The organism is Streptomyces sp. NPDC051172 (genome assembly GCF_040682555.1).
Taxonomy (GTDB): domain Bacteria; phylum Actinomycetota; class Actinomycetes; order Streptomycetales; family Streptomycetaceae; genus Streptomyces.
In genome coordinates this window covers 1-19,331 of the sequence record NZ_JBFBBE010000152.1, presented here as the reverse complement: position 1 = coordinate 19,331, position 19,331 = coordinate 1, and the positions used below count along the sequence as shown (strand labels likewise).

The following is a 19,331-nucleotide window of genomic DNA, read 5'->3' as shown; positions in this document are numbered from 1 at the left end:
GGTCCCCCTGGACGTGAAGGTTGAGGTTCGCGCCTCCGTTCTGGACGTCCCAGCCAGCCGCCCTGAGGCGAGGAATCAAGCCCTGGACGGGCTGCGATACACCGCCCGTGCCAGGCGGGTCGCCGCTGCCGCGCGGGGGCGGCTGTCGGGCCCCCGCCGCCGTGGATGCACCGTGTTCGCCAGCAGCACCAAGAACGTGTCCGTCGCCGGATCCAGCACCACCGACGTCCCCGTGAACCCCGTGTGCCCAGCCGCTCCCCGCCCCGCCAGCTCTCCCATGAACCACGCCTGGTCGACGGCGAAGCCGAGCCCCGGCGGGCTCAGCAGCAGTTCCACGAAGTCGGTGCCGAGGATGCGGGCGGGCCCGTAGGAACCCCCCGCGAGCAGAGTCCGGCAGAAGACAGCCAGGTCACGCCCGGTCGAGAAGAGGCCCGCATGGCCCGCGATGCCGCCCAGCGCCCAGGCGTTCTCGTCGTGGACGACACCACGCACCATCCCCCGGTCGGCCTTGGCCCACGGCCGCCGCTGATCCTCCGTGGCCGCCGCCCCGGGACAGGGTCCGAAATCCGTCGACAGCATTCCCAGCGGACGGGTGATCCCGTCATGGATCAGGACGTCCAGGGTCCGCCCGGAAACCCGCTCCAGAACGAACTGCAGCAACAGGAAGTTGAGATCGGAGTACGCGTACGTACCGGGCACCCCGATCGGCACCTCCGCCCGCAGCCTCTCCAACCGCTCCGCGTCGTCGGCGCAGTCGTACAGCGGAAGTTCGGGCCGCAGCCCGGAGGTGTGAGTGAGCAGCTCCCGCACGGTGATCCCGTGCCGGACCGCCGCACGGAACTCGGGCAGATACGCCCCGACCCGCGCATCGATGCCGAGCGTGCCCCGCTCGATCTGCTGCACGGCGGCGACCGCAGTGAACAGCTTGGTCAGAGAGGCCACGTCGACGGGTGTGTCGACGGTCATCGGGACCCGGTCCGAGGGCGGGAGTTCGACGCCGCGGTCCGTGTCGGGGTCGTAGGCCGAGTACCTGACGGCCCAGCCCGCCGCCTCCTCGACGGCGATCACCGGCCCGCGCCCGGCGACGACGACGGTGCCCGCGGCCCAGGGGCGGTCACCGGTGGTGAGGTCGTGGACCTCCTGGACGAGGTGACGGAGTTCGCCGGGGTCGAGTCCGGCCCGCTCGGGACTGTCCCTGCGCAGTCTCGGTGCGCTCAGCTCCCCGCTCCTTCCACCCTGGTACGGCCGCTCCGGGGTCGGCACATTCCCACGAAACAGCCCAGTGCCACCAGCGCCGCGGCCAGTTGGACGACGGCCATCGGGACGGCGGTGTGCTCTCCGGCGATCCCGACCAGCGGGGAGGCGACGGCGCCGATGAGGAACGAGGAGGCCCCGAGCAGCGCGGACGCCGAACCGGCCGCGTGCTTGGTGCGCATCAGGGCGAGGGCCTGGGCGTTGGGCAGGGTCACCCCCATCGCGGACATCAGGACGAAGAGGGCCGCGGCGACGGGCGCCAGGCCGACCTTGCCGAAGACTCCGGTGGACATGAGCAGGAGAGCAGTCGCCGCGGCGATGACGACGAGCAGGCCCGCGCCCAGCGCCCGGTCCAGGCGGACCCTTCCGACCAGCAGCTTTCCGTTGATCTGGCCCACGGCCACCAGGCCCACCGAGTTCAGGCCGAACAGCAGGCTGAACGTCTGCGGGGAGGCGCCGTAGATCTCCTGGATCACGTACGGCGAGGCCGATATGTAGGCGAAGAGCGCCGCGAACGCGAACCCTCCGGCGAGCATGAAACCGGTGAAGGGCAGGTCGGCGAGGAGGCGGCGCATCGAGTGCAGGGCCTCGCCGACTCCCCCGCCGTGCCTCCCCCACTCTCGGCTTCGCTCGAGCGGGGGGACCCCCATGGCCGCGGGAAGGGTCTCGGGCAGCTTCGTCCAGACGAAAGCGGTCAGCACCGTGCCCACCACCGTGAGCACCACGAACACACCCCGCCAGTCCGTCACCCGCAGGATCTGCCCGCCGATCAGCGGCGCGACGATCGGGGCGACCCCGCCGATCAGCATGAGAGTGGAGAAGAAGCGGGCCATCGCCGCGCCGTCGTACAGGTCGCGGACCACCGCGCGTGCAATGACGATCCCCGCCGCGCCCGCCAGCCCCTGCGCGAGCCGGAATGCGACCAGCAGCTCGACGGTCGGCGCGAAGGCGCACAGGACGGTCGAGACGACGTAGGCGACCATGCCGATCAGCAAGGGCCGGCGGCGGCCCCACCGGTCGCTCATCGGGCCGGCCACCAGCTGTCCCAGCGCCATCCCGAGCAGGCAGGCGGTGAGCGTGAGCTGGACGGTGGCCGCGGGCGCGTGCAGGGAGTTCGTGACCTCGGGGAGCGACGGCAGGTACATGTCCATCGCCAGCGGGGGCGTCGCGGTGAGTCCGCCGAGGATCAGGGTGACGAGCAGTCCGGTGCGGGGAACGGTACGGGCGGCGGCCGGTTCCGTTCCCGGTCCGGCCGCCTGCTCTATGTGCGGTGTCGACATGTCCGGTGTCGACGCCCCCTGCTCGGGCATGTGCCCCTCCCTCTCCGAGTGCTACGCCCCTATGGTCTCAGCTCGCACACAGTGCCGAATGTCACTTGCCCCTCGTTCTGCCCGGACCCGGATGGCGGACGGTCTCGTCCCGCATGCCGGACCCTCGCCTACGCTGCGGGCCCATGAATGCCATGGAGACTGAGAAGCAGGGGACCGGTGGGCAGTCGAGGATCGCGGTGGTGACCGGTGCCGGCTCCGGCATCGGGCGGGCGGTTGCCGTGGAGTTGCTGCGTGCGGGCTGGTCGGTGGCGCTGGCGGGGCGGCGCCCCGGGACGCTGGAGGAGACGGCGGCGCTGGTGCCGGGCGGCGCCTGTCTCGCCGTACGGACCGACGTCTCACGGCCCACGGACGTGGCCGCACTGTTCGCCGCCACCGTCGAGCGGTTCGGGCGGGTGGACCTGCTGTTCAACAACGCGGGGACGTTCGGTCCCGGCGGGGTGCCGGTCGAGGAGCTGGAGTACGAGGCCTGGCGGCATGTGGTGGACACCAACCTCAACGGGGCGTTCCTGTGTGCGCAGGCGGCGTACCGGCAGATGAAGGAGCAGGACCCGCAGGGCGGACGGATCATCAACAACGGTTCGATTTCCGCGCATACGCCTCGGCCGCACTCCGTCGCCTACACGGCGACCAAGCACGCGCTGACCGGGCTCACCAAGTCGCTCTCGCTGGACGGGCGGCCGTACCACATCGCGGTCGGGCAGATCGACATCGGCAACGCGGCCACCGACATGACCGCGCGCATGCAGACCGGAGCGCTGCAGGCCAACGGCGAGATCGCGCCCGAGCCGGTGATGGATGTCGCCGATGTGGCGCGCACGGTGCGGCACATCGCCGAGCTGCCGCTGGAGGCGAATGTGCAGTTCGCGACGGTTCTGGCGACCGCGATGCCGTATGTGGGCCGCGGCTGACCGGACCTGCGGATCCTCAAATCGTCAACTTGCACAAACGGAATTAGTGAGTCCGGACCATTGCGCCCGGTCGTGGACTTATGCTCAAATCTCCTCCACAAGAACTTCACACTTGGGGGAGTGCAGTTCCGTAGGCCAAACCGAGGGGGGATGCGGCAGCCGTTCCATCGCATCGGGTGGGGGTGGATCTCGCGTGGGACCGCGAGGTACGCACCGGTGCATGGAACGGCTGCCGCGAACGTCAGTTGGCGTGTCTGCCGCCGCCCTTGCCGCGTCTGCGCAGCGCCCAGACGCCGCCCGCGAGCAGGGCGATCGTGCCGCCCGCGCCCTCCAGCAGCCGCCAGGCCGAGGGGTCGTCCGACCCCGCGCCCGGGGCGCCGGCCGCCGCCTGGGCCGTCGTGCGGGTGGGTGTCGCCCTGGCCCCGCCCTCGCTGAGCGGCTCGACCAGCGTGCCCACCGGTTCGGCCGAACCGCCGTGCGTGAAGCCCCAGTCGAGCAGCGCGGCCGTCTCCTCGTAGACGGCGTTGGAGCCGGCCTTGGGGTGCATCACGGTGGCCAGCAGGGTCCGGCCGCCGCGGGTGGCGGCACCGGTGAAGGTGTTGCCGGCGTGGCTGGTGTAACCGTTCTTGACGCCGATCAGCCCGTCGTACGTCTTCAGGCCCCACGCGCCCGTGAGCAGGCGGTCGGTGTTCTGGATCTGGAAGGTCTTCCTGCCGCCGGCCGGGAAGTCGGCGATCCTGGTGTGGCAGTACTCGCGGAAGTCGGCGTTCTTCAGTCCGTGCCGGGCGAAGAGGGTGAGGTCGTAGGCGGAGGACAGCTGGCCCTCGTGGTCGAAGCCGTCGGGGCTGACCACATGGGTGTCCAGGGCCTGCAGGTCCTCGGCCTTGGCCTGCATCTCGGCGACCGTCTTCGCCACTCCCCCGTTCATATGGGCGAGCACATGCACGGCGTCGTTGCCGGAGCGAAGGAAGACCCCCTGCCACAGCTGCTCGACGGTGTATGTGATCCCGGGCTTGACCCCGACCAGGCTGGAGCCGGCCGGGATGTCGGCCAGGTCGGCGTCGGTCACCTTGTACCGCTGACTGCGCGGGAACTTCTTCAGGACCGTGTCGGCGAAGAGCATCTTCAGTGTGGACGCGGGCGGCAGGCGCCGGTGCGCGGCGAACGAGGCGAGCACCTCTCCGCTCGCGCAGTCGGCGACGATCCAGGCACTTGCGGTGAGTTTCCCGGGCAGACCTGTGGCGCCGCTCACCTGAATTCCGTTACGGGCGAGTCGCTCACCGCCGACGACGGTGCCGACAGCGGATGCAGGAGTCGCCGAGGCAAGCGGAATGGCGGCTGCGGCAAGGCCGAGAGCGGCACGCCGGGACAGCGGAGAAATACCGTGCATCCCGGGACCGTAACACCCACCCAACAGCAGTTTCCTGGCAGTACGCCGTCTACGGCATAGGAATTGCCTGTCTTACGGAATTCTGACCCGGCAACCGACTTTCTCCCTCCTGGCACATCTTTTACTCAGTTTGGCTCAAAGGTTTCTCCCTGGCTTGTGGCTGCGCCCACAGCGGCCGCCAAGAACCTTCGAGGAACGCGATGTCCGACATCTGTCTCAAGCGCGAACCGGCCCGCAGAAAGAAGGCGGCCCTGGTCATCACCGTCAACGTCGAACGACGCGAGCCCGCGGCCGAGGGGGCCCACAGGCCCTTGAGGCACTGGAGGAGAAGCGGCTGAAGGTGCTGCCGGCAGACGAGTCCCCCGGCAACCTCGACGAGGGCACCCACAACTCCTCCATCGCCCGCCGGGTGGCCGCTCACCGTCCGAGGATCCGGTCGACCTCGGCCAACTGCCGGTCGGTGAGCGGGCCCTTCGCGATCGCGCCGGCGTTCTGCTCGGCCTGCGCGACCGAACGGAAGCCGGGGATCGGGACGGTGCGCGGACTGCGCGCCCACAGCCAGGCGAGGGCGCCCTGGGCGAGGGTACGGCCGTCGCTGGTGAGGATCTCGCGAAGCGCGTCGATCCGGGCGACCCAGTCCGAGTCGGCTCCGGAGCCCTCGCTGAAGCCCCCGAGCCAGGCCGGTGGCCTGCTGCGGATGTCGCCCGCCTCCAGGGCGCCTTGACGCCTCCCCGCCAGCAGTCCCATGGCCAGCGGGCTGCGGTTGATGCTCGCCAGCCCCGACCGCTCACACAGCGCGAACATCTCGGGCGCGTCCTGCAGCACGTTGGCCGCATGCTGTACGGCCGCGCAGTGCTCCCCCTCGGCGAACACGGCGGCGCGGGCCGGGTCGTCGGTGCTCCAGGCGTAGGCGCGGATCAGCCCCTCCTGTACGAACTCCTCGCATTGCTCCCGGAGTTCGGCGGCGCGCTCGGGGACGGCGTCGGAGATGTGCAGCTGGTAGAGGTCGACGTAGTCGGTCTCCAGCCGCTTCAGCGACGCGGTCAGCGCTCGGCGGGCGTGCGCCGGGGAGTCGTCGCGGCCGATGAGCGTGCGGGTCTCCTCGTCGAAGACGTTGCCCCACTTGGTGGCTACGACGACGTCGGCGCGGCGCCTGCCGAGTGCGCGCCCGAGGATGCGCTCGCTGTGTCCGGTGCCGTAGGTGTCCGCGGTGTCGAAGAAGGTCACGCCGAGGTCGAGGGCGCGTCGGATCGCCCGTACGGACTCGTCGTCGTCGACCTTGCCCCAGCCGAGCGGCTGCCCCTCCGTGTTCTGCCACTCCCCTCCTATGGCCCAGCAGCCGAAGCCGAGAGCGCTTACTCGGATGCCGCTGCGACCGAGGGTCCTGTTCGTCTCCATGACCGAGAACGGTAGGAGTTGGAGCGCACACGAAGGCAAGGGGTCGTACGCAGGTACGTGTGACTTATGCCTGGCCGGTCTCGAAGCGGGAGATGCGGCCGTCGTCGTCGATGGTGAAGTTCCAGCGGGTGCGCATCTCGCCCCAGGCGTCGTTGCGGTAGTGGGCGAGGAGAGCGCGGCCGCCCTGGGATTCGTTGTCGACGTCCAGGTGACCGTTGGAGGCGAAGATCTCCCGGTCGATCCAGTCGGCGAGGTCCCGGTCGGAGCCGTCGTCCGCCATGGTCGCGTCGTCCGCGAGGAGGGCCATGAAGGCGTCCCGGTCGTGGGCGTTGACGGCGGTGACGAACGCGCGGACGGCCGGGTCGCTGAGTTTGGCTGGCTGAATCGTCATGGCAGCAGAGTCACACCGCCCGCCGGGACCCGCCACCCGAACGGCTGCGCGGAGGGGTCGACGAGGTGTGAGGAGTGGGACGGTGGACACGCGGAGGGGAGTGCTCCTGTTCGTGTGAACCCGTTGTATGTCCCCGCTGTATGTCCCGGGAGAAATCATGAGCTCTTACGACCGGCGTGATCTGGGCCTGCTGCTGCTCCGGCTGGGTGCCGGCGGCGTGCTGGCGGCGCACGGCGCGCAGAAGCTGTTCGGCTGGTTCGGCGGACACGGCATAGAGGGGACCGGCCAGTTCATGGAGTCGGTCGGCTACGCACCCGGCAGGGCGAGCGCCACGGCGGCGGGCCTCGCGGAGGCCGGCGGCGGCACACTGCTGGCGCTGGGCCTGGCGACCCCGGCAGCGGGTGCGGCCGCGGCCGGCGCGATGGCCGGGGCGTCCGCGGTACACGCCCCGAACGGCTTCTTCAACGCGGAGGGCGGCTACGAGTACGCGGCCACCCTCGCCCTGGCCGCCACCGGCCTCGCGGTCACCGGCCCCGGCCGTCTCTCCCTCGACCATGCGCTCGGCCATGTCTTCGACCGCGGCTGGATGGTCCCGACGGCACTCGGTGTGACGGCGGCGGCCACCGCGCTGGTCGTGGGGGCGCGGAACAAGCGGCTGCGGGACAGGAAGCCGGACAAGCAGGAGGCCCTGTTCGCGGAGGAGGAGGCGCTGTTCAGGGAGTGACCCGGGCGGGCAGGCTGGGCCCATGACTGAACAGCCCCTGCCTCCCGAAACCCCGACCTCCCCCGACATCTGGGCAGCCGTGGACGACCTGTGGACCTGGCTCGACGCGAACCGTCCGCACGGTGGCCAGGAGGGCATGCTCCTGCGCATGCTCAAGCTGTCGGAGGAGGTCGGCGAGGTCGCGGAGGCGGTGATCGGCGCGACCGGCCAGAACCCGCGCAAGGGAATCACCCACACCTGGGAGGACGTCCAGGGCGAACTCTGCGATGTCGTCATCACGGCTCTGGTGGCCCTGCGCGCGCTGACACCGGACACCCGGGAGGTGTTCACCCGGCATCTGGCGAAGGTGACCGCGCGCTCCCTCAATCCGTCCCCGTAGCGCAGGGACCCAACTGGCTCGCTCTGCATGGGAATTGGGTGCGCGGGGTGGCGTACCACGGGCCCCGGTCCGGATACTGACGCCGTATCCGACACGCACGGCAACGGCATCCCGGGGGCTGACATGGTGGCAACGTCGTACTGGGCGGGCGAGTCCGGCGAGGAGCTCCTGGACGAGACCGTCGGATCACTGCTGAGCCGTGCGGCCCGACTGGCACCGGAGACGGTCGCCCTGGTCGAGGGCGTGCCGGACCCTGCCGGGCGCCGCCGGTGGACGTACGCCGAACTGCTCGACGAGTCCGAGCGTGCGGCACGGGCCCTGCTCGGCCGTTTCTCGCCGGGCGAGCGCGTGGCGGTGTGGGCGAACAACATCCCGGAGTGGGTGATCCTCGAACTCGCCGCCGCCCTCGCGGGCATCACCCTCGTCACGGTCAACCCGGCGCTGCGCGAGGCGGAGTTGCGCCACGTGCTCGGCCACTCCCGCGCGGCAGGCGTCTTCCTGCGCCGCGAGTACCGCGGCAACCCGATGGCCCGCACCCTGGACGGAATCCGCGCCGACCTCCCCGACCTGCACACGAGCGTGCTGTTCGAAGACTGGGCGGAATTCTGCGCCGAAGGCTCGACCGACCGCGCGCTGCCCGAGGTCGACGCCTCGGCACCGGCCCAGATCCAGTACACCTCGGGCACGACCGGCATCCCGAAGGGCGTGGTACTGCACCATCGCGGCATCACCAACAACCCGCGCCTGGCCTACGTCCGCACCTTCGGGCTGCGGCCGGGCGAGGCGGCGCTCAACCCGATGCCGCTGTTCCACACGGCAGGCTGCGTGCTGGCCACCCTGGCCTCGATCATCAGCCTGGGCACCCACGTCCTGCCTCCGCACTTCGACCCGGGCCTGATGCTCGAACTGACCGAGTCCGAGAGCTGCGTGATGCTGGGAGGCGTGCCGACGATGCTGATCGCCATGCTCGAACACCCGGCACTCGCCCGCACCGACCTCTCCTCCCTCCGCTACATGCTGTCCGGCGGCGCCTCGGTGCCACCCGAACTGGTCCGCCGTATCGAGGAGGTCTTCGGCGTTCCGATGGCCGTCATCTACGCCCAGACGGAGGCCTCCCCGGGCATCACCATCACCCGCCTCGACGACACCGCGGACGACCGCGCCCGCACGGTGGGCAGGCCCCTCCCCCTGACGGAGGTGAAGATCGTGGACGCGACAGGAACGGTCGTGCCACCCGGGACCACCGGCGAACTCTGCACCCGCGGCTACCACGTCATGACCGGCTACCTCGACGCCACGGACGCGACCGCCGCCGCCGTCGACCCCGCCGGCTGGCTCCACACCGGCGACCTCGCCTCGATGGACGAGCGCGGCTACTGCCGTATCGAAGGCCGCCTGAAGGACATGATCATCCGCGGTGGGGAGAACATCTACCCGCGCGAGATCGAACAGGTCCTGGCCGAACACCCGGCGGTCGCCGAGGCCGCGGTGGTGGGCGTCCCCGACCCGGTCTGGGGCGAGCGGGTCGCGGCGTTCATCCGCCTCGACTCGAACCACACGGCGGGCGAGACGGTGGCTGGGACTGTGATGGAGAAGGAACTCTTCGACCACGTCCGCGCCCACCTGGCCCCGCACAAGACGCCCCGCACCTGGGTGTTCGTCGAGGGCTTCCCCCTGACCGGCTCAGGCAAGATCCGCAAGAACACGCTCCGGGAGGAGTACGTGGCGGGCCGGCTGCCCAAGTGACGTCGTTCCGGGCGGCGAGGGCACAGAGCCTGGACCGCCTTTCAGGGGCGAGGGCGGGTCGCTGAGGTTCGCACCACGAGCGTGGGCGGGATGACGATGTGAGGTGTCAGCTCGGCCGCCGGGAGCCCTGCCTCGGGGTCGCCGACGATCTCGATCAGCGCGCCCACGGCACGTCGGCCGAGTTCGTCGAAGTCCTGGTGGACGCTGGTCAGTGAGGGGCCGAAGTACTCGGTCTCCGGCATGTTGTCGAAACCGACGACGCTGATGTCCTCGGGGACTCTGCGCCCCGCCTGCTGAAGGGCCCGCAGCAGCCCGAGGGCCATCTGGTCGTTGGCGCAGAACACCGCCGTGACCTCGGAGTCGGCGGCGATCCGTCGACCGAGCTCGTATCCGGTGCGAGCCGTCCAGTCGGCGCCGGCCAGCGGCTCCGTCACCGCAGCGCCCCGCTTTTCCAGGGCGCTGCGCCATCCGGTCTCGCGCTCCTGCGCATCGAGCCAGGCACGCGGCCCGACCAGGTGGTGCACCGTGCGATGGCCGAGGTCGAGCAGGTAGTTGGTGGCGAGTTCGGCACCCGCTTCGTTGTCCACGGCGACCGAGGCGAGTGCGGTGCGGGTGCCGCAGCCGACCGCGACCAGGGGCACGTCCGGCGGTACGTTCGCCAGTGCCGCGACCGCGGTGGCCTGCGGCGCGATCACGATCATGCCCTCCACACCCTGGCCCCGAAGCCGGTCGACGGCGTCCATTACCGAACGCCGGTCGAGAGCGCCGACGGCGGCCACGGTGACGAAGTACTCGTGCTGTCTGGCCGCCTGTTCAATGCCGTAGAGCATGCAAGCCGGGCCGTACAGCGTGGTGTTGAAGCTGATCACACCCAGGGTGCGGGTGCGGCGGGTCGCCAGGGTACGGGCGGCGGCGTTGGGGCGGTAGCCGAGTTCGCGGACCGCGGCGAGCACCCGGTCCCGGGTGGTGGGCCGTACGTTCGGGTGGTCGTGGAGCACCCGCGAGACCGTCTGGTGCGAGACCCCCGCGAGCCGGGCCACGTCCGCCATCACCGGTGCGCGTTCCGCGTCGACGATCCACCTCCTTCATCGCTGCCATTGTTTCCGATCGGTAGCTCCTCCGGGTGGGAGTCGACCCGCTGCGCTGGAATTGTTAACGCACACAATCCGGTGCGGTCAAGGTTCCCGACGCTCGCGCTCGGCTTACCGACGGAGCCTCTCAGAGGCTCAAGAGCCCCGCGAGCAGCGGATTCTCATTCAGGAAGAGCTCCCCGAGCCCATAACGCAGACCACAGCAGCGCAAGTTCACACCTACTGTTTCCATTTTCTTGACCAGCCAACAGAGTTGACCGGCTGTTCATCCCGGCGTAAAAAGACGGAGTCGCGAGACCGGACGATCACCCCCACTGCCCGAGAACGCCATGTGCGCAACGCCCCGACGGCGACCGCACCACCCTCCTGACCTGCGCACACCACGCACTCCGGCTCCCTCCCCCTCCCCCCACTCCCAGAGAACTCGGATTGAGCGGCGGCATCCGACAGCCTCGATTGTTAGCGCCCACAATTCGCTGCGCCCGCGGTGCCGGGCCGGCGAAGAACGCAAGACGGAAGAGGTTCACAGTGACAGTCAGACACCTGACGGCTCTCCGGCTGAGGGGGGTGGGCGCGGTTCTCGCACTCCTCGCCGGCATCCTGGCCGCGACCATCGGCACCGCGGGCACGGCCCAGGCCGCCTCCTCCCTCCCTTGTGACGTCTACGCCGCCGCGGGCACGCCCTGTGTCGCCGCGCACAGCACCACGCGGGCCCTGCTCGCCTCGTACAGCGGAGCGCTCTACCAGGTCAAGCGCCTCTCCGACAACGCCACGACGAACATCGGGACGCTCAGCGCCGGCGGCTACGCCAACGCCGCGGCCCAGGACTCCTTCTGCTCCGGCACCGAGTGCATCATCACCGAGATCTTCGACCAGAGCGGCAAGGGCAACCACCTCACGATCGAGGGTCCGGGCGGCAACGGCGGACAGGACGTCGGAGCCATCGCCGACGCCCTGCCCGTCACGGCCGGCGGTCACAAGGTCTACGGCGTCTCGGTCCAGGCCGGCGTCGGCTACCGCGACAACAGCACCAACGGCGTCGCCACCGGCAGCCGGCCGGAGGGCACCTACATGGTCACCAGCGGCCACCACGTCGACGGCAACTGCTGCTTCGACTACGGCAACGCGGAGACGAACAGCAAGGACACCGGCAACGGCCACATGGACGCCGTCAACTTCGGCACCGAGTGCTGGTTCTCGCCCTGCTCCGGCTCCGGCCCCTGGGTCATGGGCGACCTGGAGAACGGCCTGTTCGCCGGCGGCAACGGCACCAACAGCAACAACACGGGCAACTCCAGCGCTTTCGTCACGGCCCTGCTGAAGAACAACGGCACCAGTACCTACGCCATCAAGGACGGCAACGCCCAGTCGGGCTCCCTCAAGACCGACTACAACGGCAGCCTGCCGACCACCGGCGGCTACATCCCGATGTCCAAGGAGGGCGCCATCGTCCTCGGCACCGGTGGTGACGACAGCAACTGGTCCGACGGCTCGTTCTTCGAGGGCGTCATGACCTCGGGCTACCCGACCGACGCGGCCGACAACGCCGTACAGGCCGACATCGTCTCGGTCGGCTACACCCAGGCCGCCCAGACCTTCCCGGTCACCGGCACCGCCTACCGGCTGACCAACACCAACAGCGGCAAGGTGCTGGACGCCCAGAACTGCGGAACGGCCAACGGCACGGCCGTGCAGCTGTGGGCCTCCCTGGGCAACACCTGCCAGCAGTGGAAGTTCGCCGGCGCGGGCAACGGCCACTACACCATCACCAACGTCAACAGCGGCACGGTCCTGGACGACAAGAACTGCGGCATCGGCAACGGCACCGCCGCGCAGCTCTGGTCGTCGCTGGGCAACACCTGCCAGCAGTGGGACGTCACGCCGGCCGGCAGCCACTACACGATCAGCAACGTCAACAGCGGCATGACGCTGGACGTGACCAACTGCGGCACCGCGAACGGCACGCTCGTCCGCCAGTGGGCCCAACTGGACAACGCCTGCCAGCAGTGGGACATCGCTCCCTGACCCGGCGACCCGCTCGCCGGTGGTCCGCCAATCTCGGCAACGGCGGACCATGGGCCGCCTTTCCTGCGGCGCAATCGGGGGCCTCTCACTGCCTGACCCGCTCCCTCCACAGCCGGCCCGGAGCCCACTGATCCGCGACCGGACCCGCGCATCCGGCTGCCTCCCGGACGTCCAGCTGCCTCCGGACGTCCAACTGCTTCAGGAGGTGGTCGAAACCGCGCCACGGAAGGGGCCCACCACGCCTCCCGCCCATCCTCCCCACCCCGGCCACGCCTCCACGCAGTTGTCCCTCTCCCGATGAATCCGTCTCGCAATCCCGATGAATCCGTCTCGCAAAGGAACTCCCGCATGCCTTCACAAGCCGGACTCCCCCGCAGAACCGTCCTGACAGCCCTCGGCGCCGCCTCCCTCGCCGGGACCTTCGCCGCTGCCGCTCCGGCCCGGGCCGCCGAGCGCTCCGGCGCGGCCACGGACGCCACCGCCTCGGCCCTCCCCGCCGCTGCCGCGCACTGGACCTTCGACGAGGGCTCCGGCACCGCCGCCGACGACGCCACCGGCAACGGCCACGCCGCGGCCCTCCAGGGTGCGGCCGGCTGGGACACCGGCAAGGTCGGCGCCCACAGCCTGAGCCTCACAGCAGGCGGCAACGCCACCGCTTCCGGGCCGGCCCTCGACACCTCCAAGGCGTTCTCGGTGGCCGCCTGGGTCAACCTCAGCCAGCTGGGCGGCTACCAGACCGCCGTCAGCATCGACGGCACGGCCGTCAGCGCCTTCTACCTGGGCCTGCGCGACGACACCGGCACCTTCGCCTTCGCCCGGCTCGCCTCGGACGCCACCCAAGGCGCCGCCGTGGCGGCCGCCGCCTCCGCGCCCGCCACTGGCACCTGGACGCATCTGGTCGGCGTCAGCGACCCCTCGGCCGGCGTCACCCGTCTCTACGTCAACGGTGTGCTGGAGGGCCAGGCCGACTACACCGGGGGCTGGGCCGGCACCGGCGACACCGCGATCGGCCGAGCGCTCTACGGCGGCGGGCACGTCGACCAGTGGCACGGCCTGATCGACGACGTGTGGATGTTCCCGACCGCCCTCACCTCCGACCAGGTCGCGACGCTGGCCGGCGTACCGGTGGAGACCACGACACCGCTGCTGAGCGTGGACGTCGCCCATCCCGCACACGCCGTGTCCCCCATCCTGCCCGGCCTGATGTTCGAGGACATCAACCACTCCGGCGAGGGCGGCATCTACGCCGAACTGGTGCAGAACCGCTCGATGATGGTCGACGACACCGCGCCCGTGCACTGGTCCGCCGTCGGCGGCACGACCCTCGCGCTCGACACCACCACGCCCCTCAACGACGTACTCGCCCGTTCCCTCAAGGTCGTACTGCCGAGCGGTACCGGAGCCGGCAGCCGGGCCGGAGTGGCCAACGACGGTTTCTGGGGCATACCCGTGCGCCCCCGGACCACCTACACGGCCCGCCTCTTCGCCAAAGCGTCGCGCCGCATCGGTCCCCTCACGGTGGCCATCGAGTCGGCGGACGGCGCGAAGGTGTACGCGTCCGCTCGCGTGCCCCACATCGGCACCGAGTTCCCCGACCGCCCCTTCGAGCTGACCTTGCGCACCGGTTCGGGCGCCCCCGTGACCGGCGACGCGCGGCTGACGGTCACCACGGCCGACCCCACCGCCGCGGGCGAGACCCTGTGGCTCCAGCACGTCTCCCTCTTCCCGCCGACCTACAACAACCGCCCCAACGGCCTGCGCATCGACCTGATGGAGAAGCTGGTCGCCCTGAAGCCGAAGTTCCTGCGCTTCCCCGGCGGAAACTTCCTGGAGGGCAACACGATCGCGACCCGCTTCAACTGGAAGAACACCATCGGCCCGGTCTGGGAGCGCCCCGGCCACATGGACGACGCCTGGGGCTACTGGTCCACGGACGGCCTCGGTCTCCTCGAATACCTGGAATGGGTCGAGGACATGCACGCCCAGCCGGTCCTGGCCGTCTTCGCCGGCTACACACTGAAGGGCGAACACGTCACTGGCGACGCCCTCAAGCCGTACATCCAGGACGCCCTCGACGAGATCGAGTACGTCACCGGCCCCGTGACCAGCACCTGGGGTGCGAAGCGCGCGGCCGACGGCCACCCGAAGCCGTTCCCGCTGGAGTTCGTGGAGATCGGCAACGAGGACTGGTTCGACTCCTCGGGCTCCTACGACGCCCGGTTCACGGCCTTCCACGACGCGATCAAGGCGAAGTACCCGCACCTGAAGCTGATCGCCACGACGACGGTGACGAGCCGCACGCCGGACCTGATCGACGAGCACTACTACCTCGCACCGTCCGCCGCCCAGTCGGCCACCCACAAGTACGACAACCGGGACCGCGCTTCGACGAAGGTCTTCGTCGGGGAATGGGCCGCGCAGGAGGGCCGCCCGACCCCCGACCTCAATGCCGCGCTGGGCGACGCCGCGTGGCTGGCCGGCCTGATCCGCAACTCGGACCAGGTCCTGATGGAGTGCTACGCCCCGCTCTTCTCCCACGTCAAGAACAACGTGTGGGCGACCAACCTGATCGCCTACGACAACCTCACCAGCTACGTCTCACCCAGCTACTGGGCGCAGCACATGCTGACGAGCAAGCTGGGCAACACGGTGCTCCCGGCCACCGCACGCGCTCTGCCCGCCGTCGCCACCGTCGCCACGCGCGCCGGGAACCGTCTCTACCTCGCGGTGGTCAACTCCGGGACGGAGAAGGTGAATGTGCCGGTCGAGCTGAAGGGCGTGCAGAAGGGGGTCAGGAAGAACGCCACGGCCACCGTCCTGACCGGCCCCTCCCGCACCACGACCAACACCCTGACGTCCCCCGACGCCCTCGTCCCCACTACCACTACCACTACGGTCACGGGCGCCGCGGCGAAATTCACCAGCACCGTGCCGGCGCTCTCGGTCACGGTCCTGGAGCTCACCCTGACCTGATACCGCGCGGACGTCTCACGCGCATGCCCGGTCAGCGCCCCGGCCACCCCTCCAGCACGCGGGTGCCCGGGGCGCAGCTCTCGCTGAGCTCGTCGAATTCGGCCGCGGGCAGCCTCCGGGCGGAACCGCGGCGGCTGTGGTCGAGCAGTTCGGACGCAGCGAGCAGCCACTCGGGCAGGGGCGCGACGCCGATGAACTCGGCGAGGCGGGTCAATTCCTCGTCCGTATGCTCCAGGAGGTTCTCGTACGAGAGCGTGCTGCGCTGGTCGGCAGGCAGCTCACGGAGGAACCGCGTGCCCTCGGCGACGAGTTCCGACCACAGGGCGCCGAACGTCCGCAGAGGGATGTCCCGGTCGCGTACGAGGGCGGGATCGAAGCGCTCGTCGAGCAGCGGGGCCAGGTCCGCGGGCAGCGCACGCACGAGCTCGGGCGTCAGGTCGCCCATACTGTCGACGCGGGCTTGTGCCTTGATCTCGCGCAGCAAGGAAATCGCGCGGTATCCGGGATGGCGACTCATGGACAGAGCGCAGTCCGGCCCGTCCCGGAACATGTGCACGAACCTCGCGTCCGGGAACGCGGCCCGCAGCCCTGCCGCCCAGCCGGTCGAGTAACCGGACCGCTCCACGACGGCGGTCCGCCCGAACCGCGCACACAGCAGACCGAACAGTGCCTGATGGTGCTCGGCGGCGGTCCGCTCGGGCCACTGGGTGACCGCCGCACCGAGTTCGTCGAGAAGCCGGTCCGGGTCGTCGGTGAGATGAGGCAGCACCATGAGGGAGAGCGCGGGAATACCCGCGCTCTCCGCCGTGTATCTCCCGGGCCGACGCGTGTACAGGAACTCCGGCAACGGCAGCCCACTGCGGATCATCCGCTCGAAGTGCGGGGCGGGTTTGTAGAGCGTCTGCCAGAACTCCTCACCGTTCAACTCCCCTTCGGGAAAGGCTGCGTCGCCCACCGAGGCCATGAACTCGTTGAGACTCAGCACGTCCGGGTGGGCGTTGAGGATGCGAGACAGCACGGTCGAACCGCTGCGTCCGGTACCGATGACGAAGGTCAAGGAGCGCATGGTCGCCTTTCGCGTTGTCCGCCGATCCTCGGGCCCGTTCACGTGCGGTCCAACTCTGCCCGGGCTCTCCTGGCTACCGCAGGATTTCCGCGATCGGAGGGTACGACAGCGCCCCGCCCCTTGCGTGCGCAGAAGGGGGCGAAGTGGCAGCGGGGCCGGTCTAGTGCGACGCCCAGGTGACAGTCTGCCCCGCGGCCGTGACGCTGATCTCGAACTGTTCCAGTGGTGGAGAGCCGTCGCCGCGCCAGCGCGTGACGTATGCCTCGACCGCGTCCCACAGCCGATCAAGTCCGCCCTGCCGGACGATCCACGCGCCACGGTCCTCGTAGAGCAACGCCCACGCGCCAACAGCAACATCGATCAGTAGATGCTCGGTACGTCCTTGCCGTGTCAGGCTGACGCGCTGAGCGCGGGGTACGGCGAGCTGGGCGACGAATCGGGTGTTCCAGTCGTCCAGCACATCGGGCCCGAGGGCAGCGGTCCGTTCCTCACCCCTGTCGAGGTCCGGCAACACGCCCAGCGGCGGGGGCTGTTGCGGTCGCGCGAGCATGAAGGAGATCTGTCCTCCCAGGAACCGGCCGCGCGCCGTGCCGTCCCGACCCACGATGAGGCGAGCAAGTTCGGAGGAGTACAGCCAGCCGCACAGCGTAGCGAGGATGATCCCGCCGGGCCGGGTCTGCGCGACCCACGCGGCGGGGACATCAAGAACACCGCAGGTGACGACGAGCCGATCGTACGGGGCTGCGTCCTTGTGACCGGCGAGCCCGTCACCGACCACCAGACGGGGCGAGTAACCACACGCGGCGAGAGCGACGCCGGCGGCCCCAGAGACCTCGCCGTCGACCTCCACGGACGTCACGGACCCGTCGCCCAGGCGATGGCACATCAGGGCCGTGGAGTACCCGGTACCGGTGCCGACCTCCAATACCCGGTGCCCGTCCTCGACTTGGAGGTCTTCCAGCATCCGCACGACCAGGCCCGGCATGGTGCTGGACGACGTAGGAGCACGAAGGATCTCGCCTCGGACGTCGCGTGGCACGATCGTGCCCGCGATCTGAGTGACGAGCGAGTGATCCGTGTAGCAGCGTTCCAGCCAGCCCGCGGTGTCGGGCATGACGGGTCGCCACGCCGTGGGACCGGGGGTGTCGGACGGCTCGAAGAATCCGCCGCGCAGGAATTCGTGCCGGGGCACCTCTTCGACGGCAGCCCGCCACGGCAGCGTGCGCAGGAACCCACCGGCGGACAGTTCCTCCGCGAGCCGGAGGCGTAGCGCCTTGTCGTCTGTCACGTAGGTTTCCTCTCCAGCAGATCAGCCATGGCGGCGACCATGGGCAGACCGGTTTCCGGTTCCAGCCAGGCCCACTGACCGGAGGGGTTGCACTCCAGAAACCACCATGTCCCGTCATGTCCAATGGCGAAATCGAAAGCGCCGAAGACCAGCCCGAAATGGGCGAGATACCTGTGGAGGGCACTCGTCAGACCAGGCGGGGGCTGTACGGGCGTATAGGTGAGCCGTTCATAGTCGGTACGCCAGTCCAACAGGCCGGAGTCGATGCGAACGGTGTACACATGATCGCCGATGACGGTTACGCGCGCGTCCGCCACCTTGTCCACGCGCTGTTGGAACAGGTGGGCAGTGCCGGTCACTCTCGCGTCGATCTCCTCCGTCGTCACCTCCCGGACCTCGACCGTGCACGACACCCCAGCGTCGTTGCGGTACAGGGGCGTCGACAACGGCTTGTAGATCACCGGTCCGTGATCCTTGATGAACGCGCGGGCGGAGTCGGGGTCAGAGGTGATCAGACTGGGCGGGATCCGGAACCCGGCGGCCACGGCGGCGGCGAGTCCGGAAGGCTTGAATTCGGCGTCGCCGATGCGGTGCGGGTGATTCACGTACAGGCAACCGGGCAGCGACGCGAGGACGCCGCCGAGACCGTAGCGGGCCTGGGTGAGCGCGAACCGGGCGTCGTGGTCGGCAAGGTGTGGGAACGAGAACCCGGAGGGCCGCCGATAGTACAGCGACCTGACGCGGGACAGATCCGCGGTCCGCGTAGGAGTGGACAGGGTTCCTTCGATGCCGTGAGGCGTGATCGTGGCCACGACCGACAAGGTGGCGGGGAAGTCCCCGGAGTCGAGCCGCACGACCGGGACACCCCGACCGTGCAGCTCACGAATCACCAGGTCGGCCGTGGGGTCGTCAATCATGGTGACGACCAGCACCGGACCGGAGTTGCTCACTGGTCGTTGTCGTTCCCGGTGTCCTGGTCTCCGCCGCCACCACCGCCACCCGGGCCGGAGCCGTCCGACGGGTTACGGTGTTGGTGGCCGGGTTCGTGCCGGTGCTGGTGCCGTGGCCGGGCATCTCCATGACCTGTCCGGCCGCGTCGAAGTAGCGGGTGGTCTGGGTGTCCGGATCGATCTCGGCCCGCGCCCACGCGGGCGCCATGGCCGGGTACGGGGCCATCCGCTGAACGCCCCACGGGACGGGGGTGAGATGTCCCATGGGCAGGGGGCTTCCGGTCGGGAGCCGGTCAGAGTGTGCGAACAAGGTTCCTCCTTCTTGTGTCGGTTGTGCAGGACTCTGCCGGGGCCCATACGCCATGACGGGGTACGGCCCTGGCAGGGGTCTGTGCGGCCGCCCGCCCCTGGACGGTA

General features: G+C 69.9%; 16 protein-coding genes and 1 pseudogene. 7 read left to right on the top strand and 10 right to left on the bottom strand.

Translation table 11 applies throughout. From position 1 onward, the window contains the following. Positions 1 to 75 precede the first annotated feature (75 nt). On the bottom strand, positions 76 to 1,263 hold the full coding sequence (locus AB0N07_RS44760; protein WP_365845645.1) for a serine hydrolase domain-containing protein: 1,188 nt from the start codon (positions 1,261 to 1,263) through the stop codon (positions 76 to 78). Next, positions 1,215 to 2,564, bottom strand: coding sequence for a multidrug effflux MFS transporter (locus AB0N07_RS44755; RefSeq protein ID WP_365845643.1), 1,350 nt, complete (start codon positions 2,562 to 2,564; stop codon positions 1,215 to 1,217). The genes AB0N07_RS44760 and AB0N07_RS44755 overlap by 49 nt, the downstream gene beginning before the upstream one ends. 143 nt (positions 2,565 to 2,707) lie before the next feature. On the opposite strand from AB0N07_RS44755, the gene AB0N07_RS44750 reads away from it, so the two are divergent. Further along, positions 2,708 to 3,493 (top strand): SDR family oxidoreductase, encoded by a 786-nt coding sequence (locus AB0N07_RS44750; RefSeq protein ID WP_365845641.1) that lies wholly within the window; start codon positions 2,708 to 2,710, stop codon positions 3,491 to 3,493. Between the two features lie 241 nt (positions 3,494 to 3,734). Here AB0N07_RS44750 and AB0N07_RS44745 read toward each other — a convergent pair whose 3' ends face one another. Continuing rightward, positions 3,735 to 4,883 (bottom strand): D-alanyl-D-alanine carboxypeptidase, encoded by a 1,149-nt coding sequence (locus AB0N07_RS44745; RefSeq protein ID WP_365845639.1) that lies wholly within the window; start codon positions 4,881 to 4,883, stop codon positions 3,735 to 3,737. 200 nt (positions 4,884 to 5,083) lie between these two features. Here AB0N07_RS44745 and AB0N07_RS44740 point away from each other — a divergent pair, with 200 nt between their 5' ends. Further along, the gene (locus AB0N07_RS44740; RefSeq protein ID WP_365845637.1) at positions 5,084 to 5,221 is read left to right on the top strand and encodes a hypothetical protein; all 138 of its coding nucleotides are present in this window, start codon (positions 5,084 to 5,086) and stop codon (positions 5,219 to 5,221) included. A 79-nt stretch (positions 5,222 to 5,300) separates the two neighbouring features. Here AB0N07_RS44740 and AB0N07_RS44735 read toward each other — a convergent pair whose 3' ends face one another. Both AB0N07_RS44735 and AB0N07_RS44730 read right to left on the bottom strand, forming a co-directional pair. After that, entirely contained in the window at positions 5,301 to 6,281 is a 981-nt protein-coding gene (locus AB0N07_RS44735; protein ID WP_365845635.1) for an aldo/keto reductase, read from the bottom strand. Positions 6,282 to 6,345: 64 nt separating this feature from the next. Then, positions 6,346 to 6,672 (bottom strand): nuclear transport factor 2 family protein, encoded by a 327-nt coding sequence (locus AB0N07_RS44730; protein ID WP_365845633.1) that lies wholly within the window; start codon positions 6,670 to 6,672, stop codon positions 6,346 to 6,348. A gap of 157 nt (positions 6,673 to 6,829) precedes the next feature. On the opposite strand from AB0N07_RS44730, the gene AB0N07_RS44725 reads away from it, so the two are divergent. The 3 genes from AB0N07_RS44725 to AB0N07_RS44715 all read left to right on the top strand — a co-directional run bounded on the left by AB0N07_RS44725 (position 6,830) and on the right by AB0N07_RS44715 (position 9,521). Continuing rightward, on the top strand, positions 6,830 to 7,396 hold the full coding sequence (locus tag AB0N07_RS44725; RefSeq protein WP_365845631.1) for a DoxX family membrane protein: 567 nt from the start codon (positions 6,830 to 6,832) through the stop codon (positions 7,394 to 7,396). Positions 7,397 to 7,418: 22 nt separating this feature from the next. Then, positions 7,419 to 7,775, top strand: coding sequence for a MazG-like family protein (locus tag AB0N07_RS44720; RefSeq protein ID WP_365845629.1), 357 nt, complete (start codon positions 7,419 to 7,421; stop codon positions 7,773 to 7,775). 123 nt (positions 7,776 to 7,898) lie between these two features. Then, entirely contained in the window at positions 7,899 to 9,521 is a 1,623-nt protein-coding gene (locus tag AB0N07_RS44715) for an AMP-binding protein (protein WP_365845627.1), read from the top strand. Between the two features lie 41 nt (positions 9,522 to 9,562). On the opposite strand, the gene AB0N07_RS44710 is transcribed toward AB0N07_RS44715, so the two are convergent. Further along, entirely contained in the window at positions 9,563 to 10,570 is a 1,008-nt protein-coding gene (locus AB0N07_RS44710; RefSeq protein ID WP_365845625.1) for a substrate-binding domain-containing protein, read from the bottom strand. Between the two features lie 570 nt (positions 10,571 to 11,140). Here AB0N07_RS44710 and AB0N07_RS44705 point away from each other — a divergent pair. Continuing rightward, the gene (locus AB0N07_RS44705; protein ID WP_365845623.1) at positions 11,141 to 12,637 is read left to right on the top strand and encodes an arabinofuranosidase catalytic domain-containing protein; all 1,497 of its coding nucleotides are present in this window, start codon (positions 11,141 to 11,143) and stop codon (positions 12,635 to 12,637) included. Positions 12,638 to 12,985: 348 nt separating this feature from the next. Continuing rightward, complete coding sequence (locus AB0N07_RS44700) at positions 12,986 to 15,610, top strand: LamG-like jellyroll fold domain-containing protein (RefSeq protein WP_365845621.1); 2,625 nt, start codon at positions 12,986 to 12,988, stop codon at positions 15,608 to 15,610. Positions 15,611 to 15,641: 31 nt separating this feature from the next. On the opposite strand, the gene AB0N07_RS44695 is transcribed toward AB0N07_RS44700, so the two are convergent. The 4 genes and pseudogenes from AB0N07_RS44695 to tgmA all read right to left on the bottom strand — a co-directional run bounded on the left by AB0N07_RS44695 (position 15,642) and on the right by tgmA (position 19,224). Further along, on the bottom strand, positions 15,642 to 16,676 hold the full coding sequence (locus AB0N07_RS44695) for a sulfotransferase (protein WP_365845619.1): 1,035 nt from the start codon (positions 16,674 to 16,676) through the stop codon (positions 15,642 to 15,644). Positions 16,677 to 16,836: 160 nt separating this feature from the next. Continuing rightward, positions 16,837 to 17,964: an ATP-grasp peptide maturase system methyltransferase gene (gene tgmC / locus AB0N07_RS44690; protein WP_365845617.1), complete on the bottom strand. Its 1,128-nt coding sequence runs from the start codon at positions 17,962 to 17,964 to the stop codon at positions 16,837 to 16,839. After that, positions 17,961 to 18,914 (bottom strand): ATP-grasp ribosomal peptide maturase, encoded by a 954-nt coding sequence (tgmB, locus tag AB0N07_RS44685; protein WP_365845615.1) that lies wholly within the window; start codon positions 18,912 to 18,914, stop codon positions 17,961 to 17,963. Before tgmB ends, tgmC begins: the two co-directional genes overlap by 4 nt. Then, positions 18,911 to 19,224: pseudogene (gene tgmA, locus AB0N07_RS44680) on the bottom strand (putative ATP-grasp-modified RiPP). Before tgmA ends, tgmB begins: the two are co-directional and overlap by 4 nt. Positions 19,225 to 19,331: the final 107 nt, after the last annotated feature.